General features: G+C 61.7%; 23 protein-coding genes. 11 read left to right on the top strand and 12 right to left on the bottom strand.

Features of this window, described 5'->3' with window-relative positions; translation table 11 throughout:
• Window positions 1-80: 80 nt before the first annotated feature.
• Entirely contained in the window at window positions 81-617 is a 537-nt protein-coding gene (locus RAS12_RS23405; RefSeq protein ID WP_306951591.1) for a YqaA family protein, read from the bottom strand.
• Between the two features lie 116 nt (window positions 618-733).
• On the opposite strand from RAS12_RS23405, the gene ilvA reads away from it, so the two are divergent.
• Window positions 734-2,281 (top strand): threonine ammonia-lyase, biosynthetic, encoded by a 1,548-nt coding sequence (gene ilvA / locus RAS12_RS23400; protein ID WP_306951590.1) that lies wholly within the window; start codon window positions 734-736, stop codon window positions 2,279-2,281.
• Between the two features lie 177 nt (window positions 2,282-2,458).
• Here ilvA and RAS12_RS23395 read toward each other — a convergent pair whose 3' ends face one another.
• On the bottom strand, window positions 2,459-3,571 hold the full coding sequence (locus tag RAS12_RS23395) for a porin (protein ID WP_306941888.1): 1,113 nt from the start codon (window positions 3,569-3,571) through the stop codon (window positions 2,459-2,461).
• A gap of 472 nt (window positions 3,572-4,043) precedes the next feature.
• Window positions 4,044-4,427, bottom strand: coding sequence for a DUF4148 domain-containing protein (locus RAS12_RS23390; protein ID WP_306941886.1), 384 nt, complete (start codon window positions 4,425-4,427; stop codon window positions 4,044-4,046).
• A gap of 383 nt (window positions 4,428-4,810) precedes the next feature.
• Between RAS12_RS23390 and RAS12_RS23385 the strand changes: the two genes are divergently transcribed.
• Window positions 4,811-5,701, top strand: a complete 891-nt coding sequence (locus RAS12_RS23385; RefSeq protein ID WP_306941884.1) for a LysR family transcriptional regulator — start codon at window positions 4,811-4,813, stop codon at window positions 5,699-5,701.
• A gap of 72 nt (window positions 5,702-5,773) precedes the next feature.
• On the opposite strand, the gene RAS12_RS23380 is transcribed toward RAS12_RS23385, so the two are convergent.
• The 8 genes from RAS12_RS23380 to purT form a co-directional block, all read right to left on the bottom strand.
• Window positions 5,774-6,325: an adenine phosphoribosyltransferase gene (locus RAS12_RS23380; RefSeq protein WP_306941882.1), complete on the bottom strand. Its 552-nt coding sequence runs from the start codon at window positions 6,323-6,325 to the stop codon at window positions 5,774-5,776.
• A gap of 53 nt (window positions 6,326-6,378) precedes the next feature.
• On the bottom strand, window positions 6,379-8,076 hold the full coding sequence (cydC, locus tag RAS12_RS23375) for a thiol reductant ABC exporter subunit CydC (RefSeq protein ID WP_306941879.1): 1,698 nt from the start codon (window positions 8,074-8,076) through the stop codon (window positions 6,379-6,381).
• A complete protein-coding gene (cydD, locus tag RAS12_RS23370) occupies window positions 8,073-9,743 on the bottom strand; it encodes a thiol reductant ABC exporter subunit CydD (protein ID WP_306941877.1) in 1,671 nt (556 codons plus the stop codon). Before cydD ends, cydC begins: the two co-directional genes overlap by 4 nt.
• Before the next feature lie 77 nt (window positions 9,744-9,820).
• A complete protein-coding gene (gene cydX, locus RAS12_RS23365) occupies window positions 9,821-9,946 on the bottom strand; it encodes a cytochrome bd-I oxidase subunit CydX (RefSeq protein WP_306941875.1) in 126 nt (41 codons plus the stop codon).
• Window positions 9,947-9,961: 15 nt separating this feature from the next.
• The gene (gene cydB, locus RAS12_RS23360) at window positions 9,962-11,116 is read right to left on the bottom strand and encodes a cytochrome d ubiquinol oxidase subunit II (protein WP_306941874.1); all 1,155 of its coding nucleotides are present in this window, start codon (window positions 11,114-11,116) and stop codon (window positions 9,962-9,964) included.
• A gap of 14 nt (window positions 11,117-11,130) precedes the next feature.
• Complete coding sequence (locus tag RAS12_RS23355) at window positions 11,131-12,705, bottom strand: cytochrome ubiquinol oxidase subunit I (protein WP_306941872.1); 1,575 nt, start codon at window positions 12,703-12,705, stop codon at window positions 11,131-11,133.
• 128 nt (window positions 12,706-12,833) lie between these two features.
• Complete coding sequence (locus RAS12_RS23350) at window positions 12,834-13,379, bottom strand: GbsR/MarR family transcriptional regulator (RefSeq protein WP_306941870.1); 546 nt, start codon at window positions 13,377-13,379, stop codon at window positions 12,834-12,836.
• A gap of 359 nt (window positions 13,380-13,738) precedes the next feature.
• Entirely contained in the window at window positions 13,739-14,956 is a 1,218-nt protein-coding gene (purT, locus tag RAS12_RS23345; protein WP_306941867.1) for a formate-dependent phosphoribosylglycinamide formyltransferase, read from the bottom strand.
• Window positions 14,957-15,060: 104 nt separating this feature from the next.
• Between purT and RAS12_RS23340 the strand changes: the two genes are divergently transcribed.
• The 9 genes from RAS12_RS23340 (at window position 15,061) to RAS12_RS23300 (ending at window position 22,575) form a co-directional block, all read left to right on the top strand.
• Window positions 15,061-16,050, top strand: a complete 990-nt coding sequence (locus RAS12_RS23340) for a KpsF/GutQ family sugar-phosphate isomerase (RefSeq protein WP_306941866.1) — start codon at window positions 15,061-15,063, stop codon at window positions 16,048-16,050.
• Entirely contained in the window at window positions 16,047-16,655 is a 609-nt protein-coding gene (locus RAS12_RS23335) for a KdsC family phosphatase (protein WP_306941864.1), read from the top strand. Before RAS12_RS23340 ends, RAS12_RS23335 begins: the two co-directional genes overlap by 4 nt.
• A 37-nt stretch (window positions 16,656-16,692) precedes the next feature.
• Window positions 16,693-17,325 carry an LPS export ABC transporter periplasmic protein LptC gene (lptC, locus tag RAS12_RS23330; protein WP_306941862.1) on the top strand — a complete coding sequence of 211 codons (633 nt, stop codon included), beginning with the start codon at window positions 16,693-16,695 and terminating at the stop codon, window positions 17,323-17,325.
• A complete protein-coding gene (gene lptA / locus RAS12_RS23325; protein WP_306941860.1) occupies window positions 17,322-17,942 on the top strand; it encodes a lipopolysaccharide transport periplasmic protein LptA in 621 nt (206 codons plus the stop codon). Before lptC ends, lptA begins: the two co-directional genes overlap by 4 nt.
• 33 nt (window positions 17,943-17,975) lie before the next feature.
• Entirely contained in the window at window positions 17,976-18,770 is a 795-nt protein-coding gene (gene lptB / locus RAS12_RS23320; RefSeq protein WP_306941859.1) for an LPS export ABC transporter ATP-binding protein, read from the top strand.
• A 222-nt stretch (window positions 18,771-18,992) separates the two neighbouring features.
• On the top strand, window positions 18,993-19,331 hold the full coding sequence (hpf, locus tag RAS12_RS23315) for a ribosome hibernation-promoting factor, HPF/YfiA family (RefSeq protein ID WP_306941857.1): 339 nt from the start codon (window positions 18,993-18,995) through the stop codon (window positions 19,329-19,331).
• Between the two features lie 385 nt (window positions 19,332-19,716).
• A complete protein-coding gene (locus RAS12_RS23310) occupies window positions 19,717-20,172 on the top strand; it encodes a PTS sugar transporter subunit IIA (RefSeq protein WP_306941855.1) in 456 nt (151 codons plus the stop codon).
• A gap of 20 nt (window positions 20,173-20,192) precedes the next feature.
• Window positions 20,193-21,119 (top strand): HPr(Ser) kinase/phosphatase, encoded by a 927-nt coding sequence (hprK, locus tag RAS12_RS23305; protein ID WP_306941853.1) that lies wholly within the window; start codon window positions 20,193-20,195, stop codon window positions 21,117-21,119.
• Window positions 21,120-21,141: 22 nt separating this feature from the next.
• Window positions 21,142-22,575: an aminotransferase-like domain-containing protein gene (locus tag RAS12_RS23300; protein WP_306941852.1), complete on the top strand. Its 1,434-nt coding sequence runs from the start codon at window positions 21,142-21,144 to the stop codon at window positions 22,573-22,575.
• Here the strand turns inward: RAS12_RS23300 and RAS12_RS23295 are convergent.
• Window positions 22,572-23,855 (bottom strand): cytochrome c, encoded by a 1,284-nt coding sequence (locus RAS12_RS23295; protein WP_306941850.1) that lies wholly within the window; start codon window positions 23,853-23,855, stop codon window positions 22,572-22,574. The two genes, RAS12_RS23300 and RAS12_RS23295, sit on opposite strands and share 4 nt — an antisense overlap.
• Between the last annotated feature and the right edge of the window lie 12 nt (window positions 23,856-23,867).

Raw genomic sequence — 23,867 nt, 5'->3', positions numbered from 1 at the left:
ACCCCTAATACCCTTGGGAAGCCGGCAAAAAGCGGGGGGAAAGCGGTATAACCCGTCCCCGATTAAGTTAAGTGTCAGTGCTAAATCTGGCCGGGAAAGAACCACAACAGGCCAGCGGTCATCACCAGATACCGCAAGAATTTGCCTATGGCCATGTAGACGACGCAGGGCCAAAAGGACAGCCGCAGCCATCCCGCTACCGCGCACAGGGGGTCGCCCACGGCAGGCAGCCAGGACAACAGCAGGGCCGGCGGCCCCATGCGGTGCAACAGATTATGAGCGCGCTCGTTCCAACGGCCGCGCATCCGCCCGCCTTCCGTCGCGTCCGGGTGGGGATGCGGATGCTTTTCTTTCCATCGTTGCACAGCCTTTTCGGCGCCCAGGCCCATCGCGTAGCTGATTGCGCCGCCAATGGTGTTGCCTGCCGTCGCCACCAGGATGGCCGGCCAGAACATGTCTGGCGAAAGTTTGATGTAGCCGAACACCGCCGGCTCGGAGCCCAGCGGCAACAAGGTCGCGGACACAAGCGATACGGTGAAGATGGCGGACAGGCCCACCGAGGGCAACGCCAGCATCTCCAGCAACCAATGAACCGCGGATAAGAGACTTTCTTCCATGATGCGCGAGTGTAGCCGCGTGCCGGGCTCTGTTGGAATCATTGCGCTCGCCAGCGTCCAACCTGCGGGAAGAGCGGCAGAAACCTTACTGCCTACGCGGCTTTCCCTGCAATAATCTGGCCCACGCCCCCCACTCTTGTCGCCACGCGCAGTCCATGTCCACTGATTATCTGAAACGCATCCTGACTTCCAAGGTTTATGACGTCGCGGTCGAATCTCCGCTGGAAATAGCGCCGTTGCTGTCGCAGCGGATGGCAAACACGATCCTGCTCAAGCGCGAAGATACCCAGGCCGTATTCAGCTTCAAGTTGCGCGGGGCGTATAACAAGATGGCCAACCTGACGCCGGCTGCGCGAAATCGCGGCGTTATTGCGGCATCGGCCGGCAACCACGCCCAGGGCGTGGCGCTGGCGGCCAGCCGGCTGGGCTGCCGCGCTGTGATCGTCATGCCCACGACCAGCCCGCAGGTAAAGGTTGACGCCGTGCGCCGTCTGGGCGGTGAAGTCGTATTGGCTGGCGAGAGTTTCTCTGACGCCTTCGCCCATGCGCAGATTCTGGAAAAGAAAGAAAAGCTGACCTTCGTCCATCCTTTCGACGACCCCGACGTCATTGCAGGCCAGGGCACCGTCGGTATGGAAATCTTGCGCCAGCACCCCGGCCCGATCGACGCCATCTTTGTCGCCATCGGCGGCGGCGGCCTGATTGCGGGCGTGGCCGCCTATATCAAGCAGCTGCGCCCCGAGATCAAGATCATCGGGGTGCAAACCGAAGATTCCGATGCCATGCTGCGCAGCGTGCGCGCTGGCCGGCGAGTGCAGTTGAACGATGTGGGGCTGTTCTCGGATGGCACTGCGGTCAAAATGGTCGGCGCGGAAACCTTCAAGCTCACGCGCCAATACGTGGACGATTTCGTGGTGGTCAACACCGACTCGATCTGCGCGGCCATCAAGGATGTATTCCAGGACACGCGCAGCGTGCTGGAACCCGCTGGCGCCATGGCGGTTGCCGGCGCCAAGCAGTACGTGGCCGAACACCATCTGAAAGGCAAGACGCTGGTTGCCATTGCCTGCGGCGCCAACATGAATTTTGACCGGCTGCGTTTTGTGGCCGAACGCGCCGAAGTCGGTGAAATGCGCGAAGCCGTCTTCGCCGTCACCATGCCGGAACAGCGCGGCAGCTTCCGCCGCTTCTGCGAGCTGGTGGGCGAACGCAGCGTGACCGAATTCAACTACCGTATTTCGGATTCGGACCGCGCGCACGTCTTCGTCGGCATCCAGGTGTCATCGGCGGCCGAGCCCGACAAGATCGCCGCGAATTTCCGCCGACACGGTTTCGACACGCTGGATCTGACCCACGACGAAATGGCCAAGACCCATCTGCGCCACATGGTGGGCGGACGGTCTGCGCTGTCGCGCAATGAATTGCTGTACCGCTTTGAATTCCCTGAACGTCCGGGTGCGTTGATGCGTTTTTTGAATGCCATGAATCCGGACTGGAACATCAGCCTGTTCCACTACCGCAACCAGGGCGCCGATTACGGCCGCATCCTGATCGGCATCCAGGTGCCGCCGGCGGACAAGAAGCTGTTCAAGAACTTTGTCGCCGAGCTCGGCTATCCGCACTGGAACGAAACCGAAAACCCCGCCTACAAGTTGTTCCTGTAGCCCGGTTGTCGATGACATCCAAGGACTAGAAAGCGAGAGGGCCTCCAGATGGAGGCCCTTCCCTTCTGCGCGTCCAAGGCGTCCGGCTAAACCCAATTAGGGGGGGGTTCGCTGTCACTCGGCGGCTCACGGAGATAAGCCGCGCATTCAGCAGGGTTCAGCCAGACGCTTTTGCGCTTAGAAACGGTGACGCACACCCATCGCAACAGCGGTGTCGCGCGCATCGTGCTGGAACGCGTAGTTGTCGCCGTAGGAGGCGTATGCGTACAGGTTGGTGCGCTTGGTGAAGTCGTAGGTGTAGCCCAGGCTGTAGACGTTGAACGTGGCGTCATCACCCGTCAGCTTGTCGTTGCCCGGGGTGGCGCGCTGCCACGAACCAAAGATGGCGTGGCGGCCCAGCGGCACGGTCGCGCCGATCATGTAGGAGTTGGCGCGAAAGCCATCAGCCAGCTTGAACGTGCCCAGATTCGTCATGCCGTCCGGCGTCGTGCCCATGTTCTGGCCCAGGAACCAGCCGTCGCGGGTCTGGCCAAACGCAGCAGCCAGCTTCACGACTTCAAAGTCATACGAACCGCCAATGATGTATTCCTGGATGCGAGCCGAATCCTTGCCGCCAAGACGATCGTTGGAAGGATCAAAGCGGTCATAGGCAGCAGCCACATTCAGCGGGCCGTTAACGTATTGAACGCCGGCAGTCAGCACACGGTTGTTATTGCCGGTTGCGAAGCCCACTTGCTTGGTGTCGCTGATGGAATCGTCGGCACTGAACGAGTAGCCGATGCCAGCTTTGAAGCCGCCCAGGCTGGGGGTTTGATACAGGACCATGTTGTCCAGGCGCAGCGTGTTGGCGCTACCGAACGTGGTGCCCATGTTGGCGGTGTTGTAGCTGATCGAGAACGGGTCGATCGAACCGAAGTACTTGGAAGCCAGGTTCGTCTGACGGCCAAATTCCAGGCGACCCCACGAATCGCTGTCCAGGCCCACCGTGGCTTGACGGCCGAACAGGCGGCCGTTTTGCGCCGACTTACCGTTCATCGGACCAAAACCGCCTTCCAGGGTGAACACGGCGCGCAGGCCGTCGCCCAGATCTTCCGTGCCACGCAGGCCAAAGCGCGAACCGCTGCTCACGCCCTGCACGCCGCCAAAGCGGCTTTGCGACACACCGTTGAACTTCACTTGCTCGTATCCGACACCGGCGTCGATCAAGCCGTACAGCGTCACGGAGTCGGCGGCTTGCGCGGCGCCGGCAGAACCTGCCAGCAACGCGACGGCCAATAGCGTCTTCTTCATAAAAGTCCCCAAAATGGCGAGATAAAAGGCACTCGCAAACACGCCGTCCAATTGACGAAGCATTGGCGTGCCGTTGCAGAGAGGCAAGCGGCGTATGCACTACATTTAGTTTCCAGCTTGAGACAAGTTGAAGTAACCCGGATTTCGACGAACTACTTTCCATGGTTGGGATAATGACGGCCACCTGACAGGCCGGCCGCCATTACCGAGCGCGTTAACACGTTGATATCAAATACGAATCTTTGCTCGCAATTGGGGCCTGCGCTGCTTTGGCCGCACCAATCGCCTCCGGACGCCGACAGCACTTGTTGCACTGGCCGTACAGTTCTGCGGCATAAAAGCCACACTGTTTTCAAGTGGCCGCTGCCCTACCCGGCCGCGCCACAAAAAAACCCCTTGAGCGTCTCAAGGGGTTTCATGACCTGTGGCGGGCGATGCAGAGGCCGGCTCTCTGGGACCGGCGCTGCAATTCTTAACGGCCCTTGGGCGGGTAGTCCAATTCACCGAAGGTGTATTCGCCGCGAGCCTTGGCATCAGCCAATTCCTGGCGGACTTGTTCGCGCGTCTTGCCGCCGGATTGCGACACGGCAGCCTTGGGCGGGTAATCGAGTTCGGCGGTGGTCACTTGACCAGCGGCCTTGGCGCTTTGCAGTTCTTGCTGGACCTGATCTCGCGACAGGCTGGTTTGCTGTGCAGTGGCAGGCGGGTAGTCCAGTTCACCGAACGTGACCTGGCCTGCGGCCTTGGCGGCTTGCAGTTCTTGTTGAACTTGTTCACGCGTCTTGCCATCGGCGTGAGCGGCGGTCATACCCACCAGGGTAGCGGTAACCATAAGTGCGGTAGCTAGTGCTTTCATTGTGATGACTCCATCCTAAACCTTGCACAGCGTCTTCTGCCAGGCTGGCAGCTGCGATGTGACTGTTTGATTGCTGGGACGAAGTATCTGGCGATCCTGGCCTAGTAAAAACCCTTATTTTGGGGAACATCTTTGCACTGGTGGGACAATTTCAAGTCGTATCCGGCGAATTCTGATCGATTTCTGCGCAGTTCACTCTTAGAGCCAAGCGCGGCAGGGCTTGGCGGCGTTCAGCAAAACGCCAGCTTGGCGGCGGAACCCGAGCCCGCCATGCAATGTACGCTGCACGCCACGCCAAGAAATAGACATTTCAGCAAACGGGACAATAATTCCATTTATCATACAAATCTGCCAGAAATGGAATTTTGAGGTTTGAGGGCACCATGGATATCCAGCTTAACGACATCGCGTTATTTGTCGAAGTCGCCAAGCGCAAGAACTTCAGCCACGCCGCCGAAGCCTTGAATATTCCGACATCCACGCTCTCGCGCCGCGTCAGTGAACTGGAACGCAGCGTCGGTATGCGGCTGTTGAACCGCAGCACGCGCAAGATCGACCTGACCGAGGCTGGCGCCATTTATTTCGAACGCTGCCGGCATATCGTGGAAGAAGCGCGCATCGCGCACGACCAGCTGTTGGACATGGCGGTGCAGCCCAAAGGGCGGCTGCGCATTTCGCTGCCGACCAGTCTGGCGCAGCTGTTCTTGCCTGCGGTCATCAGCGAATTCCGCGACCAGCATCCCGACATCGAATGCGACTTCGATCTGAGCATGCGTCCGATTGACCCGATCAGTAATCCGTTCGATCTGATCCTGCGATTTGGACAGCAGCCGGACTCCAGCCTGATCTCGCGCAAGATCGTACTGATGGCCCACCAGTTGTACGCATCACCCGACTACCTGAAGCGTCACGGCGAGCCGCGAGTACCCGCCGACCTGACCCATCACGAATGTCTGCGCCCCACAATGCGTGAGGAATCATCCTTTTGGATGCTGCATTCGGCTGATAAGGTGGAGCGCGTGCAGGTATCAGGCCGCCTGTCGGCGAACAATGTGGGCATGCTGGGACGCCTGGCTGGCCAGGGTCTGGGGATCACGCCGCTTTTGGTGTTCGATGCGATGGAACGCGCCATCAAGCAGGCTGGCCTGGTCCGCGTGCTGCCCGAATGGAGCCTCACGCCGCTGCCGCTCTTTGCGCTACTGCCCTCGCGGATGCTGCCCGCCAAGACCAAGGCCTTCCTGGATTTCATTCAACCCAGGCTGTCCGATTCGTAACAGCATCGGAATTCATAGCGGGCAACCGCTGCGCTACAACCACTGTGTCAGCGGGGCTGCCCTGATCCAGAATTACGGCGTCGCCCCGCCGTACTGACAGACCGTATACAGCGGCGTGCCAGTGGCAGCGACTTTGGCCGAGCCGCCCAGGTCGGGCAGGTCGATAATGGCGGCGGCTTCAACCACGTTGGCCCCCAGGCGCTGCAACAACTTGATGGCGGCCAGCATGGTGCCGCCCGTGGCGATCAGGTCATCAACCAGCAGCACGCGTTGGCCGGTACGCACGGAGTCCGTGTGCATCTCGACCGACGCATTGCCATATTCCAGCGAGTATTCCTCGGCCACGGTGCGAAAAGGCAGCTTGCCCTTCTTGCGCACAGGCACAAAACCCAGATTGAGTTCGTAGGCCAGCACGCTGCCCACAATGAAGCCGCGCGCGTCCACGCCCGCCACCAGATCCAGGCGCTGGCGCATGTAGCGATAGACGAAGAGATCGATCAGTACCCGGAACGCACGGGGGTCTTGCAGCACCGGCGTGATGTCGCGAAAAACGACACCGGGTTGGGGCCAGTCCGGCACGCTGCGGATAGTGCGCCGGATGTACTCGGCGTTGTCGGTCTGCATGGAAGCGGCCCTGAAGAATTGAAGCAAGGCGAACTATAACCTTGCCACCGCGCTTAAGCCAGGATTGCCGCCGCAGATGACAATTCATGTAATCCCGCGTCCCGCAACACATAGCAACGATCGACCGCTCCCTGGGGGAGCGCCGCATGCGTGGCAAGCACGACAGTGCGTCCCCGCACCGCGCGCTCCATATCCTTGAAGAAGTCGGCTTCCGCGGCCGCATCCAGTCCGGCAGTGGGTTCGTCCAGCACAATGACGGCCGCAGGCGACAACAGCGCCCGCGCCAGGCACAGGCGCCGCGCTTGTCCCGCGGACAACTGCGAGCCTGTTTCACCCGCCCAGGTGTCCAGCCCCTCTGGCAGGCCGCGTACGAAATCGCCCAGCCGGGCCGCATCCAGCGCGGACCACAGCCTGGCATCGTCCGCATCCGGGTCGCCAATCAGCAAATTGGTGCGCAACGTGCCCAAAAATATCGGGGCATCCTGAGACAACAGGGCGATACGGCGGTGCCAGTCGGCCTGAGCACAGGTGCGCGCATCGCAACCGCCAAAACGCACGTGCCCGGCCTGTGGATCTTCCAGGCGCAGAATCAAGTGCAGCAGCGTCGACTTGCCAGCGCCGCTTGCCCCCAGAATGGCAACACGCTCGCCGGGTTCGATGCGCAGATCGAGCTGGTCCAATACTCGCGGGCTGCCGCCGTCTCCGCGAGCGGGATAAAAGAAGCTGACGCCGCTTAATTCCAGCACCCCTGATTGCGGCAAAGCATGCGGCGATGCCGGCTCCTGCATATCGGGCTCGCATTGCACGACTTCACGGATACGGCCGGCCGCAGATATGGCAGAGCCCATCCGCGAAGCACCGCGCATGATAGGGCCAGCCACTTCGAAAATTCCGATGACTGCCAACAGCAAGCCAACCAGCACGGGCCCTTCTATCTGCCCTGCCTCGTGCGTCCCCAGGCCAAACCACAGCAGCGCCAGCACCGAAACACCGGCGGCAACCTGCAAGAACCATTGCCCCCGCGCCGCCACCCGGGCTTGACTGCGGCGGGCCAGCGCGCTGGCTTCGCACAAGCGCTCAAAATGCTCCGCGGTCTGCGCCTGCGCATGCAGGGCCACCATATCCGCATGGCCATCCACGGCGTCCAAGGTCGCCGCGCGCAAACCGGCCGCGCTTTCCTGCGCGGCCGCGCCCGGTTTTCTTGCCGCGCGCAGCAGCCACAGCGGCACCACCACACAGGCGGTCAACAACGCCAGGGCAAACGCCAGCGCAGCGGCCGGTACCCACATGCCCAGCACAGCCGTCAACACGGCGCCGGCCAGGACGGCGGTGGCCAGCGGCGCCAGCACAAACAAGAAGACCGTATCCAGCGCGTCGACGTCACCTGTCATGCGCGCCACCAAATCGCCGCTGCGATACCGCGCCAGTTGACGCGGCGTCAGCCGGATCAGCGCAGAAAATACCGTGGCGCGCAGGTCCGCCAGCAAGCGCAAGGTGGCGGAATGGCCCACCACCCGGTCAGCGTAGCGGGACACAATCCGCAGAAAAGACAGCCCGCGCACCAGTGCGGATGGCGCAAACAAATTAAACACGCCGCCCGCGCCCGCCAGTGCTGCACCCGTCAGAAACCAGCCTGATACGCCCAACAGGCCCACGCCTGCCGCTACCGTGGCAAGCGCGCAAAACAGGGCAAGCAACAAACCGCTTTTACGGCGCGCATACAAGGGCAACAGCAACAACAGATTCTTCATGCGTTTTCCACTTTCTCGCCGGCCACGCGCAACACCCGGCCAAATCGGGCGGCGACCGCTGGGGCATGCGTCGCAAGCAGCAAGGTGCGGCCTGCAGAAAATTCCAGGATTTCATCCAGCACGCGATGCTGCGTGGATTCGTCCAGATGCGCCGTGGGTTCATCCAGCAAAATCAGTCCCGGATCACGCAAGAACAACCGCGCCAGCGCCACGCGCTGCGCCTGCCCGCCCGACAGGCCATGCCCGCGGCTACCCAATGGGGTATCCAAACCCTGCGGCAAGACCTCTGAAAACTCCAGCACACAGGCGCGCCGGGCGGCCTCGTGCACCTGAGCATCAGAAGCGCCGGGGCAACCCAGGCGAATGTTGTCCGCAATCGAACCCGCCAGCAATTGCGGCTTCTGCCCGATCAGCGCCACGCGCTGCCGCAACGCCGTTTCATCCCAGTCGGCTAGCGGCACGCCGTCTATGCGGATGTCGCCCTGGAAAGGCCGCAAGCGGGCAATCGCCTCGATCAACGAGGATTTTCCAATACCGCTTGCTCCCATCAAGGCCACATGCTCGCCGGGCGGCAATACCAGCGCAGCATCGGTCAGCACGGCGTTGCTGCGCCCAGGCGCAAGAAGGGTCAAGCCTTGGATGGTGACGCCAGCACCCGCGCCCGATTGCAACGGCGCGTGGGTGCGATCCGCTGCATCATCAGCGGCTTCGTCAGCAGGCAGACCATCAAACAACACGGCAATTTGCGTGACGGCGGCCATGGCCGTGGCGCGGTCGTGATAATGCGCCGCGAATTGTCGCAATGGCGCATAGACTTCGGGCGCCATCAGCAAACAGAACAATCCTGCCTGCAAGGTCAAGGGCGACCAGCGCACGTCCAGAAATCCCAGATAAGTCAGGCCGATGTACACCGCCACGCCTGCCACGCCCAACGCTGCAAAAAACTCCAGCACGGCGGAAGACAGGAAGGCAATACGAAGCACCGACATCGTGCGCTGACGCAGTGCGTCACTTGCCGCCACGACCGAGGCCGCCTCGGCCTCTGCCCGGCCGTAGAGTTTCAACGTGGACAGGCCTCGCAGCCGGTCCGCGAAAAATCCGGACAGGCGGGCAAAGGCGCGCAGATGACGGCGGCTGGCGCCTTGCGCGCCCCACCCCACCAAGGCCATAAACAACGGAATAAGCGGCGCGGTAATCAGCAGCACCAAACCGGCGATCACGTCCACCGGCAGCAGCAACACCGCGAACGCCACGGGCAGCAGCGCTGCCGCAGCCATGGCGGGCAGATACTTGGCAAAGAAACCATCAAGCGCTTCGACCTGATCGACGACGGCGCTGGCCAACTCACCCGATGCCTGACCGCGGCTCCAGTAAGGGCCTTTGTTTACCAGGCGCAAGAACAGAGACTGGCGCACATGCCGCTTGATGCGTTCGGCAGCATCCGCGCCTGCGCGTTCGCCCGCCCAGGTGATACATGCGCGCAGCAGCATCAATCCGGCAATGCCCAGAATGCCAGTCAGCAATTCCTGTCGCGGCACCTGTTTGACAATGGCCGCGTCCAGAACCGTGGCCAACAACCAGGCCTGCACAACCAGCAGGGCGCCGCTTACAAGCGGCGCCGCGCCGGCCAAGATCAGCGGAACCCTTGCCGCTTGGGCAAGGGCCATCAACCACCGCGACTGTTCGCGCGGCGGTTTCTGCAGACTGGCCGACGGGTCGTGCTCGAGGGTGCTAGCGCCCCCGCTCACTCGTCACTACGGCTGGCGCGCGGGTCATGCGACTGCCCTTCGCGCAGCTCGAACCACATTGCATTAAGAATGGCGAACGCACACGCCAGACCCAAGCCGAGTATCCACGAGAAATACCACATGGTGGAGGCTCCTTTTTAGTAAGAATTGGGCGTGTCGCCCACGGATTCATGGGTCACCTTGCCGCGCATGACGCGGTACACCCAAGCGGTGTAGAGCGTCACGATAGGCAGGAAGATCGCAACCGCGATCACCATGATCCACAGCGTCAGATGGCTGGACGAACCGTCCCAGATGGTCAGGCCGGCCTGCGGCAACGTCGACGACGGCATGATGAACGGGAACAGTGAAAAGCCCACGGTCAGGATCACACCGGCAATCGACAGCGCTGATGCCAGGAACGCCAGTACATTGGCGCGCGCAGTCAACAACAGCGCGACCAGTACGGCGCCACCCACACCCAGCGCAGGTGCAATCCACATCAGCGGCCATTTCGCATAATTGGCCATCCACGCACCCGTCTGCACGGTCACGGTCTTGAGCATCGGGTCCGACGGACCCGCCATGTTCACCGCGCTGGTGATCGTGTGGCCACCGATGCCACCGGCCACCCAGAAGCCGCCTGCGGCAAACAACGCCGCCGTCAGCAACGCGCACAAACGCCCCCAGTTACGGGCCCGCGACGAGATGGGATCTTCAGTGCGCCAGGCCAGCAGCACCGCACCGTGCATGGCAAGCATCACCACACTCAGCACGCCAGCCAGCAAGGCAAAGGGCGCGAACAGCTGATAGAAATGTCCGTCATAGATCGGCCGCAGCGTCACGGCATCGAACCTGAAGGGCACGCCCAGCACGATATTGCCCATCGCCACGCCGAACACCAGCGACGCGACCACACCCGAGAAGCACAGCACGCCGTCCCAGCTGTTGCGCCAGCGCGTGCCTTCCATCTTGCTGCGGTATTTGAAGCCGACAGGACGCAGGATCAGCGCGATCAACACCAGCATCATCGCCAGGTAGAACCCGGAGAACGATGCCGCATACAGCAAGGGCCAGGCGGCAAAGATGGCGCCGCCCGCCGTGATCAGCCAGACCTGGTTGCCTTCCCACACCGGGCCCACCACGTTGATCACCACCCGGCGTTCTGCGTCGGTTTTGGCAACCACCGGCAGCAGCGCGGCTACACCCAGGTCAAAACCATCCATGACGGCAAAGCCGATAAGGAGTGCGCCCAGCAACCCCCACCAGATCACGCGCAGGGTGCCATAGTCAAAAGGAATAAGGGTATCCATCTGCTTCTCTCCCCTTAAGCGCGCACAGCTGCGCGCACAGGATCGGCAGCGGAATTACCCGGCACCGGCCCATCGGATTTCGGACCCGCCTTGATGGCGTGCAACATGACTTTCACGCCAATGATCAGCAAGACGGTATAGAGCACCAGGAAGATAGCCAGGCTGATGGCCAGATCGGCGATCGTCAGGCCGGATGCCGCGTAATACGTCGGCAGCACGCCTTCAATCACCCAGGGCTGGCGGCCATATTCAGCCACGAACCAGCCGCTTTCGATGGCGACCCAGGGCAAGGGCAGGCTCCACAGCGCCACTTTGAGCAGACCGCGGCGGCTGTCCAAACGGCCGCGCGAGGCCAGCCAGAAGGCCACGCCGAAGAACAGGATCAGATACATGCCCACCGCGACCATGATGCGGAACGCCCAGAACAGCGGCGCCACATTAGGCACGGTGTCTATTGCTGCCTTCTTGATGTCGGCTTCGGTGACCTTGGTCAGATCTTCTTGATAGCGCTTGACCAGCAAGGCATAACCCAAGTCAGGCCAGGTCTTGTCAAACACCATGCGCGCATCCGTGTCCTTGGGATTGGCGCGGATCTTCTGCAAGGCCTCATAGGCAACGATACCGTCACGGATGCGGTTCTCGGCGCGCAGGATCAGATCATTGATACCCAACAGCGGGGTCGTCAAAGAACGCGTGCCGATGATGCCCATCAAATAGGGAATTTCAATCGCGAAGTCGTTCTTGCGCTCTTCCTGGTTGGGAATCGCGATCAGGTTGAACGACGCGGGAGCCGGCTCCGTGTGCCACATGGATTCCATGGCCGCGATCTTCATCTTCTGATGTTCAGTCGTCAGGTAGCCGCTTTCATCACCCAGCACCACAACGGACAATGCGCCTGCCAGGCCGAAGCTGGCCGCAACCGCCATCGAGCGCTTGGCCAAATCCTTGTGACGGCCTTTCAGCAGATACCAGGCGCTGATCGACATCACAAACATGGCGCCTGCGACGTAACCCGCACTGACCGTGTGCACAAACTTGGCCTGTGCCACGGGGTTGAAGATCACCGCAGCAAAGTCGGTCATCTCCATGCGCATGGTGTCGGGGTTGAAGACCGAGCCCACCGGATTTTGCATCCAGCCGTTGGCAATCAGAATCCACAGAGCTGAGAAGTTGGTGCCAAACGCCACCAGCCAGGTCACCACCAGGTGGCTGACCTTGGACATGCGGTTCCAGCCGAAGAAGAACAGGCCGACGAAGGTGGCTTCCAGGAAGAAGGCCATCAGCCCTTCAAGCGCTAGCGGTGCGCCGAAGATGTCGCCCACGTAGTGGCTGTAGTAGGACCAGTTCATACCGAACTGGAATTCCATCACGACGCCGGTTGCAACGCCGAGCGCAAAGTTGATGCCGAAGAGCGTGCCCCAGAACATCGTCATCCGCTTCCAGATGGGACGGCCGGTCATGACGTACACGCTTTCCATGATGGCCAGAATGAACGACAGGCCTAGCGTGAGGGGGACGAACAGGAAGTGGTAAAGCGCAGTCGCGGCAAACTGAAATCGCGACAGATTCACTACGTCGAGATCAATCATTGGGGCGCTCCCAAGCATTTGAGGTGCCGCGGCAACCGGCATGGTTCCCAGGCCGTCTCTCGCGCCATGTTACGAGCGTTGGATACAACTTCATAGAGGTTCCCTGAAAAATCGAGGCGGGTGACAATTCAGCCCTTGCCCCGCAATTTGCCGGCAAAGCCCAGTACTTTTTGCACTTTGGACCCCATTTTCATGAGGGTCTGAAGGGTCTCTGGCGGCAGACGTTGAACCTCATCGAACCATCCTGTGGACAGTTCGATGAGCTCCAGCATTTCGGTCATGCGTTGTTGCGCGTACGCGTCATTGGGGCCGGAGGGAGCCTCCAGCAAGGTGTCGCGCAGCAGGGTCAGCGTAGGTTCGATCTCGCGTTTGCGCTTTTCTTCCATCAAGGTGCGGAAGATCTCCCACACGTCTTTGGGAGTTTCGAAGTAGTCGCGGCGGTCGCCCACTTGATGGATCAGTTTGACCAGCCGCCAGGACTGCAGCTCTTTTAACCCCAGGCTGACATTTGAGCGCGAGAAACCCAAGGTTTCTGCGATGTCGTCCGCATGCAGCGGTTCGGGAGCCAAAAAAAGCAGGGCGTAGATCTGCCCGACGGTACGGTTTACGCCCCAACGGCTGCCCATTTCGCCAAAGTGCAGGACGAAACGTTCGTTTTGAGGGGTAAGAACCATGATTAATCAACGCCAACGATAGGAAGCGGCGCCCTGTTCGAAAAAAACAGTTACACCGCTTTCAGTAATTCATGAAATTATCGAACAAACTGTGCGAAAGCGCAAACCACAATGTCAGCATGGGTAAAGACGCAAGTTTGACTGCGCCCTATGACAACAGTCTTAATTTGCAGGCAATGTGAAAAATCAGCACGGTCGTGCCGAACGGCAACTTCCAATGCAAACAGCCACCAAACGGTGGCTGTTTCGGTAAATAAATGCAGCGCAGAATAAAAGGGCCGGATGATCAGGCTGCCCGCAGGGCGCGGCCCGTCCCTTAACAAATCCGCCCGCCTTGATGGGCCTCTGCCCTGAACGTATCAGCCAGCCTTGACGGTCACGGCAGCCGACACGCGTTTAGCCTTGGCACGGGCAGCGGCCACGTCGTCTGCGACAGCCAGAGCCACACCCATGCGGCGCTTGACGAAGGATTCGGGTTTGCCGAACAGGCGGATGTCTGTACCAGGTTCTGCCAGGGCATCCGCCACGTTGTGGAACGACACGGCACCGGCGTCGACCCCGCCATAGATGACGCTGCTGGCGCCCGGCTGCCGAAGGCTGGTGTCCACCGGCAGGCCCAGCAACGCGCGGGCGTGGAGCTCAAATTCGTTCTGGGCCTGGGTAATCATGGTGACCATGCCGGTATCGTGCGGACGCGGGCTGACCTCTGAAAACCATACTTGGTCGCCCGCCACGAAGAGCTCGACCCCGAAAATACCCAGCCCGCCCAAGTCGGACGTGACGGCCAGGGCAATTTCCCGGGCCCGGTCCAGCGCGGCGGGAGACATGGGATGCGGCTGCCAGCTTTCGACGTAGTCGCCGTCAACCTGTTTGTGGCCGATGGGCTCGCAGTAACGGGTCTGGACTGTGCCATCGGCGCCACGGGCGCGGACGGTCAGCAGGGTGATTTCGTAGTCAAAGCGGATGAAGCCTTCGACAATGGCGCGGCCGCCGCCAACCCGGCCGCCTTCTTGGGCATAGCGCCAGGAAGCTGCGACGTCATCGGCGCTTTTGATGACCGACTGGCCCTTGCCCGACGAAGACATGACCGGTTTGATGACGCAGGGATACCCGATGCCGCCGTCTATGGCCTGGCGCAATTCGTCTTCTGTGTCGACAAAACGGTAGGGGGACGTGGGCAGGCCCAGGGTCTCGGCTGCCAGACGCCGGATACCTTCGCGGTTCATGGTGAGTTGGGCCGCGCGGGCGGTCGGTGTCACGCGCACGACGCCTGCCGCTTCCAGTTCCACCAGCAAACTGGTGGCAATGGCTTCAATTTCGGGGACAATAACGTGCGGTTGCTCTTGCTCGATGATCTTCTTGAGGGCATCCGCGTCTGTCATGGACACCACATGCGCCCGATGCGCCACCTGGTGACCCGGCGCATCGGCGTACCGATCCACTGCAATGACTTCCACGCCCAGCCTTTGCAGGGCAATGATGACCTCTTTGCCCAATTCGCCGGAGCCGAGCAACATGACTCGGGTGGCCAGAGGGGACAGGGGCGTGCCAAGGACGGGGCTGGGAATGCTGGACATGGAGCGGGCCTGGAAAGAAAGATTGAAAGCCATTGAAAAGAGTCGCCAGGATGCCATACCCCCCTGCCCGGGGCAAACTAGCATACTGATATTAAAATCCCTCCATGACTGATCATCCCACCACATCTTCCGAGACCGCGCTGGCATCTGCACGCAGAACGCTGCAAATTGAAAGCCAGGGCCTTCTGGACCTGTCCGCCCGGCTGGACGACAGCTTCGCGCGGGTCGTCGCCCTGCTGCTGGCCTGCCGCGGCCGGGTCGTGGTCAGCGGTATCGGCAAGACTGGCCACATCGCCCGCAAGATAGCGGCGACGCTCGCCTCGACCGGCACGCCTGCATTCTTCGTGCACGCCGCCGAGGCCGTGCATGGCGATCTGGGGATGATCACCCAGGACGACGTGCTGATCGCCGTCTCGTATTCGGGTTCAGGCCAAGAGCTTCTGACCATCCTGCCCGTGGCGCGCCGTATGGGGGCCAAGCTGGTTGCGATCACCGGCAATCCGCAATCCGAGCTGGCCAAGCTGGCCGACATCCACCTGGACGGCAGCGTGGCGCAAGAAGCCTGCCCGCTGAATCTGGCTCCGACTGCCAGCACCACGGCCGCGCTGGCGCTGGGCGATGCCCTGGCGGTGGCCTGCCTGGAAGCCCGCGGTTTTGGGCCGCAAGACTTTGCCCGCTCCCATCCGGGCGGCGCGCTGGGCCGGCGCCTGCTCACCCATGTGCGCGACGTGATGCGCCAGGGCGACGCCCTGCCGATCGTCCGCGCCGGCACGCCCGTTTCGCAAGCGCTGGAAGTCATGTCTGCCAAGGGTATGGGCATGACGGTGGTGACCGACGCGCAGCACCGCCCGCTGGGCATCTTTACGGATGGCGACTTGCGCCGCCTGATCGCCCGGCACGGCGATATCCGCAGTCTGACCGTGGAATCGGGCATGACCCGTTCGCCACGCAGCATCAACCCCGACGCGCTAGCCGTCGAGGCCGCCCAGCAGATGGACGAACAACGGCTCAATCAAATGCTGGTGCTGGACCAAGACGGCGCCCTGCTCGGCGCCTTGCATATGCATGATCTGATGGCCGCTAAAGTGGTATGACTATGACTCTTCCTGCTTCCGTGAATCACCCGGCCGAAGCGCTGGTGCTTGCCCGTATCCCCGCTGCCGTGCGCGAACGCGCCGCCGCCGTGCGTCTGATGGTGTTCGATGTCGACGGTGTGCTCACCGATGGCAGCCTCTACTATGGCGAAAGCGGCGAACTGCAAAAGCGTTTCAATGCGCTGGATGGCCATGGTCTGCGCTTGCTGATGGAAGGCGGGCTGACCGTAGCGCTGATGACGGGCCGCTCGGGGCCGATCGTGGCGCGCCGCGCCGCCGAACTGGGCATTGCGGAAGTCATGCAAGGCGTGCGCGACAAGGGATCTGCTCTGGCCGAACTTGCGCAACGAACGGGTGTCCAACTGAACCAGGCCGGTTATATGGGCGATGACATCATCGACCTGCCGGCCATGCAACGCGCTGGATTTGCCGCCAGCGTGCCTAACGCGCCGGGTTATGTCAGCCAGGCCGCGCACTGGGTGTCCTCGCAGGCCGGGGGCAGCGGCGCTGTCCGCGAATGCTGCGACCTGCTGCTGGCGGCGCAAGGCCGGCTGGGCGCATTCCTGGCGGCGCCGGGCCTGCTCGGCCCGGGCGCCATCCAGTGACAGCCTCGACAACCTGCACGCCTTTGCTGCGAACCTGATGAAAGAACGATTTCCCTCACTTATCGCGCTGTTCCTGCTGCTGGTGCTGGTCACCAGCTCTTGGTGGGCGGCCGACTACGCGCAACGCGCGGTCCAGATGGACCCGCCGCGCCGTGTCACGCACGAAATGGACGCATGGTCGCGCAATTTCGTTATGCTGCGCACCGATCCGGCCGGCCGTCCCATCAACCGGCTGGAAGGCGAGTACGCGGAGCACTTTCCCGACGATGACTCGTATCACATCACCGCGCCACGCGCGGTGGGGCAACGCGAAGCCAATCCCATCACCGTGGGTGTCTCGAAGACCGCCGTGATGGAGCAAGGCGGCAAGCGCATCGTCATGAATGGCGACGCCCATGTGCATCGCCAGCCGGACGCCAACAATGACGCGCTGGATGTGCGCAGCCAGCAACTGATCATCCTGCCTGACGACGATGTGGTCTTCACCGACCTGCCCGCCGAAGTGATCAAAGGCCGTTCGCGCATGAATGGCAAGGGCATGCACTACAACAACAAGACACGCCAATTGCAGGTGTCGGCGTCCACCGATGTTGAAATTGCCGGCTCCGAAGGCAAGCAACAGCGCCGGACCGAGATACCCGCCAACAACACTGACCAAAAGAAACCATGACCGACCTTCGGACCCTTCTTGCCCCAACGACGCGCCTGTTGGGCGCCGTTTTGCTGTCGGTCTCGGCGCTTGCGCCCGCTCATGCCGCGAACCCCGCGCCCGCGCCGGCCGAAGAACCCAGCACGCTGATCCTGTCGGACACCCTGCACTATGACGACGTGAAGAAGCAAAGCGTCTTCACGGGCAACGTCAACATGACGCGTGGTCTGATGACCCTGACGTCCGACACCTTGCAAATGAACGAAGATGCGCAGGGCAACCAGTACGGCACGGCGACGGCCAACAAAGGCAAGGTCGTAACGATCCGCCAGGAACGCCCCGACACCTTTGAGCTGATCGAGGGCAAGGGATTGCGCGCCGAATACGACGGCACCAAGAGCACCTTCGATCTCATCGGCCAAGCCGTTGTCGTCCGTTACGTCTGTGGCAAACCGTTCGACACGATTCGCGGCGAACGGATACGCTACAACGAGAAGACCGGCACGTACGAAGCCCAGGGCGGCCCGAACTCCGCCGCAGCGGGTGGCCGGGTGCGCTCGGTTGCCGAACCGCGCGCCAAGTCAGACGCTGCGGTCGCCGAATGCCGCGCGCAGCAAGCCGCCAAGAAAGGGCGCTAAAGCGCTCCCCATGCACCACCACTCGCAGCCACGATGAACCAACCCTCTGTGCCGACCCCCGTGACCTCCGCCCCTTCAGGGGTCAAGCAGGGCAGCCTGCGCGCAACCGGTTTGCGCAAGACCTATAACGGCCGGACCGTGGTGCAGGATGTTTCCCTGTCCGTCGTCAGCGGCGAAGTCGTCGGGCTCCTGGGCCCCAACGGCGCTGGCAAGACCACCAGCTTCTACATGATCGTGGGCTTGGTGCCCGCAGATGCCGGCCGTATCGAAATCGATGGCTCGGTCATTACTGCGATGCCAATCCACAAGCGTGCGCGCATGGGTTTGTCGTACCTGCCGCAAGATGCTTCCGTGTTCCGCCGCCTGACCGTGGAGCAAAACATCCGCGCCGTGCTGGAACTGCAATTAGATCCCGATGGCCGCCCGTTAAGCACGCCCAAGATCAATGAGCAGATGGAGTCCTTGCTGGAAGAACTCCAGATTGGCCACATCCGCAGCAACGCGGCGATCTCGCTGTCAGGCGGCGAACGCCGCCGGGTGGAAATCGCGCGCGCGCTGGCTACCAGCCCGCGCTTCATTCTGCTGGACGAACCCTTTGCTGGCGTGGACCCCATCGCCGTGATCGAAATCCAGCGCATCGTGCGCTTTTTGAAGGGCCGCGGCATCGGCGTCTTGATCACCGATCACAACGTGCGGGAAACCCTGGGCATCTGCGACCGTGCCTACATCATCAGCGAAGGCAAGGTGCTGACCGACGGCCATCCCGATGAAATCGTGGGTGATCCGGCGGTGCGCCGCGTGTATCTGGGCGAGCACTTTCGCATGTAACAGGCGGGCCTGGGGAAGACCCCTAGGCCCCCTGCGTACGCATCGTCATACGCACTAGCGGCTCCGCCATAAAAATGCCATGAACTTGCGCTAGGTCAGCTTGTTTTCTCGGCCCGAGTCTATACACTAGTACCTAACGAACCCACTCTATCAAGGAGAACGCCTAAAGAAACCACCGCGCATTTTGCGCACTTTTTTCCTCTTTTAGAAGGAGAGCACACTATGAACCTGAGCATCTGCGGTCGTCACCTCGACGTCACCCCGGCAATCCGGGAATATGTCATGAACAAACTGGCGCGAGTGCTGCGGCATTTCGATCACGTCATCGATACCCAGGTCATGCTCTCGGTAGAGCCCCTGCGGCACAGAGCCGAAATCACCATGCGTCTAAGCGGTAAGGACATTCATTGTGAAGCAACCGATGAAAATCTCTACGCAGCCATAGACCTTCTTGCTGACAAAGTCGACCGTCAGGTCATCAAGCACAAGGACAAGGTACGAAGCCACACAGCGGAGTCCGTGAAGCGGCAAGCGGCGAATCTTTCGCCACCCCAGCAGTAATGCGCTTCATGATCACTCGCCCTGCGAGGTAAGCTAAACAGCGATTGCAAAATCCTGCCTAAAGTCCCGGTGTCCCGCTAGACTTCACGTCCAGCTGGGGCATCGGCAAACTCCCCCCCTTGTTGTTCCCCGCGGTTCCTCTCGCATTACCCCCCCGAAGATTTGTCCCTTATTCCCGGCGTTTGCTGGCGAATCTGCGTTTTCGTGCCCGGTTTCCCACTTTTCAGACTTTTAGGCATGCCTGAGCGCGGCCCGACAGCCCGGAATGCCCACAATCCGGCACTATCGGTCTATGCTGTCGCTCTTGCCCCGCCGCAACGCGGCCATCCATTGGCCGCGTCTCGAGGCCACATTGCACTGCACCATATAACCCTATAATGACCCGATGAATCATTTGTCGCGCATCCTACCCGCCGGCAACGTCGTGCTCGATATGCTCGCAACGAGCAAGAAACGAGCGTTCGAACAAGCCGGGCTTCTTTTTGAAAACAATCATGGCTTGGCGCGCGCGCTCGTGTTCGACAGCCTGTTTGCCCGAGAACGTTTAGGCTCCACTGCTCTTGGGCAGGGCGTTGCCGTTCCCCACGGCCGTGTGAAGGGTTTGGAGCAGGCGCTGGCGGCATTTATCCGCTTGGCCCAGCCCATCACCTTTGACGCGCCTGACGGACAACCGGTGTCAATGTTGCTGTGCCTGCTGGTGCCTGAAACGGCCACTCAACAGCACTTGGACATCCTGGCTGAACTCGCTCAACTCATGTCTAACAAGGCATTGCGCGAGGCTCTGGCCACGGAACCCGACGCAGCCATTGTTCACAGAATGCTCACGACCGGCCAACTCTGACCCCTCGCGGAAACGCTGCCATGCTTACGGTGCAGGAACTCGTCGACGACAATGCCGACAAAATCCCCTTTAACTGGATTTCTGGCCAAGGCGCTGCTGATCGGGCAATTCCCGATGACGGCATGGCGGCGGCTGACCTTGTTGGTCACCTGAACCTGATCCACCCGTCCCGCATTCAAGTGTTCGGGCAGGAAGAACTGGCGTATTACACGCGTTTCGACCTGCGCCGCCGCATGCATCACATGGACGAGCTGCTGATTGGCGGCGTACCCGCTATTTTCCTGGCTGACGGCTTGACGCCGCCGCAGGACCTGATCGATCAATGCGATCAGCATCAGGTGCCGCTGTTGTCCACCCCGGTGGCGGCTGCGCAACTGATCGATCTGCTGCGCATCTATCTGGGCAAGAAGCTTGCGCCCACCACCACGGTGCACGGCGTGTTCCTCGATGTGCTGGGTCTGGGCGTGCTGATCACCGGCGAGTCGGGTCTGGGCAAAAGCGAGCTGGCGCTGGAATTGATTTCACGCGGACACGGGCTGGTTGCCGATGACGCAGTTGAATTCTCGCGGACGGCGCCCAACATGATCGAAGGCCACTGCCCGCAGCTGCTGCAAAACCTGCTGGAAGTCCGCGGCCTGGGTCTTTTGGACATCCGCACCATCTTCGGCGAAACATCCGTGCGCCGGAAGATGCGCCTAAAGCTCATTGTTCATTTGGTTCGTGCGACGGCACAAGACAAGTTCGAGCGTCTGCCGCTGCAAGACATCACGCAAGACATGCTGGGCCTGCCGGTGCGCAAGGTCATGCTGCAAGTGGCAGCAGGCCGCAACCTGGCCGTGCTGGTCGAAGCCGCCGTGCGCAACACAATACTCAAGTTGCGCGGTATCGACACGCTGGGCGAGTTCATGGAACGCCAAGCCATGGCGATCCTGCAAAGCAGCAAATGAACGCGCGTCGCTCTGCGGCACCGTGAGCCTGTACGAAACCCTGGCCGCCGAGATCGCAAAGTCGATCCGCGACGGCGTGATGCGGGTCGGCGACAAACTGCCGTCCGTACGCGACGCCTGCGCGGCCCGGGGCGTCAGCCCTTCCACGGTGTTCCAGGCGTATTACCTGCTGGAAGCCCGCGGCCTGATCCGCGCGCGCCCCCGCTCGGGCTACTACGTTCACGCCCCCGCAGAATCTCTGCCGCCAGAACCGGGCGCCTCGTGCCCCGACGGTGAGTCCACCGAACTCGCGATCAGCGAGCGCATTTTCGACATCCTGGATTCCGTCCGCAATCGCGACGTGACGCCGCTTGGGTCCGCCTTCCCTTCCCCGCTGTTGTTTCCATTGCCCCGTCTGGCGCAGTCCATGGCCGCGCACCTGAAACGCCAGAATCCGCTGGATACGGTAGAAGATCTGAGCCCCGGCAACCCCGGCCTGCGCAGGCAGATCGCGCTGCGTTACCTGATTGGCGGCATCAATCTGCCCGCGAGCGACATCGTCATCACCAATGGCGCGCTGGAAGCACTGAACTTGTGCTTGCAAGCCGTGACGCAACCCGGCGACACCGTCATTGTCGAAGCGCCGACCTTCTACGGCGCCCTGCAAGCCCTGGAACGCCAGGGCCTGAAAGCGCTGGAAGTGCCGACTCATCCGCGTACGGGCATCGACCTGGATGCGATGGAGGCGGCCATCAAACGGCATGCGCCCAAGGCCTGCTGGCTGATGACTCAGTTTCAGAATCCGCTGGGCAGCCTGATGCCGGACGACAGGAAGCGGCAACTGGTGGAATTGCTCACGCGTCACGACATTCCGCTGATCGAAGACGACGTCTACAGCGAACTGTATTTTGGACCCACGCGGCCAGTGCCCGCCAAAGCCTACGACACGCGCGGGCTAGTGTTGCATTGCTCATCATTTTCAAAATGCCTGGCGCCGGGCTATCGCATTGGATGGGTATCTGCGGGCCGTTACGCACAACGCGTGCAGCGGCTGAAGCTTTCTTCAACCCTGTCGGCCTCCGGTCCCGCGCAAGGCGCGATTGCCGAATACCTGGAACAAGGCGGCTACGACCGCCACCTGCGCCGGCTGCGCGAGACCTTGCAGACGCAGCAAGAGCACATGGCCAATGCGATTGCGCAAGAGTTTCCGGCTGGCACGCGGGTGACCCGCCCGCAAGGCGGTTTTTTTCTGTGGCTGGAACTGCCCGCCGCCGTCGACGCACTGACGCTACACCGCGCCGCGTTGGCGCGCGGCATCAGCGTGGCGCCGGGTCCGATCTTTTCTGCCAGCGGCCAATTCGCAAGCGCCTTGCGCCTGAACTATGGCCACCCGTGGGATGCCGGCCACGAAAACGCCATTCGCACCCTGGGTGAGCTGGCACGCGAAGCGTGCGCTGCCGCCGTCAAGCAGCGTTAGTTCAGCGTCGACGCGGCGCGCGCCCGCTTGACCTCAAGCGACGTCACCCCGCCTGCTTCGTTGCCCCAGCTATTGCGGATGTACGACACCAGCATGGCGATATCGTTGTCATTCAGAATCTGCCCGAACGGCGGCATGCCGTGAGGCCTGGGATTGGCGGCGGTTGCAGGCGCGTAACCGCCGTCCAGCACCATGCGTATCGCGTTGACGGGCGACGGCGCCGTCACGGTGGGATTACCTGCCAGCGCGGGCCATGCCGTACCGCTTCCCTGTCCTGCCGGCTGGTGACACTGCGCGCACTGCTGGCGATAAATCTTGCCGCCCAGTTCCATTGCAGCAGGCGCCGCGGCGGAACGCTGGCGTGGCGTGGAGGCCGGCGTGGCAGGCAGAGACTTGATGTAGACGCCAATCGCCAGCGCGTCGGCATCTGTCAGATGTTGCGTGCTGCCCAACACCACTTCGGCCATGGGGCCGCTGGCGCTGGAATGCGCCGAAATGCCGGTCTTGAGCAAAGCGGCAATATCAGCCGCGCTCCAGCGCCCCATTCCGGTTTGCATGTCATTGGTCAGCGGCGGCGCGTACCAATCCAGCACCGGAATGACGCCACCGGTCAGTGATTCAGCGGAACGCAGGCCGCCCAAACTATTGCGCGGCGTATGGCAGGCGGCGCAATGCCCCACCCCGTCAACCAAATAACGTCCGCGATTCCATTGGACGGATTGGCTCGGGTCGGCCTCTTGCACACCCGGCTTGAAATAGAGCGCGCGCCATGCGGCCAACAAAACCCGCTGGTCGTAGGGGAAGTCCAACTCGGGCGGCCGGTTGGGCTGGCTGACAGGCGCCACGCTGCGAAGGTAGGCATACAAGGCGTCGGCGTCGGCGCGATTGACGCGTGTGTACTCGGTGTACGGAAACGCGGGATACAACAGCGTGCCGTCTTTGGATTTACCGTTGTGCAGCGCCTGCCAGAAGTCATCCGCCGTCCACGTGCCGATGCCGGTCTTGTCGTCGGGCGTGATGTTCGGGCCATACACCGTGCCAAACGGCGTGGGGATCGGCGTACCGCCGGCCAAGGCCTTGCCGCCCCGGCTGGTATGACAGGCCATGCAATTGCCGGCCAGCGCCAGATAGCGGCCGCGCTCGATCATTGTGGTGGCGTCTCCCGCCGCCATAGTTGGGCCGGTGCTGGTGTCATCGCGCGTACCCAGCCAGTACAAGCCGCCTGCCACCACCACCACGGCAAGCAATAACACCCACAGAACTCTCTTGATCAGTTTCATCCGGGCCCCCGT

It is taken from the genome of Achromobacter seleniivolatilans, assembly GCF_030864005.1.
GTDB classification, from domain to species: Bacteria; Pseudomonadota; Gammaproteobacteria; order Burkholderiales; family Burkholderiaceae_B; genus Achromobacter; species Achromobacter seleniivolatilans.
Note: the sequence above shows the minus strand (reverse complement) of the source record. Positions and strands in the feature narration are given on the sequence as shown.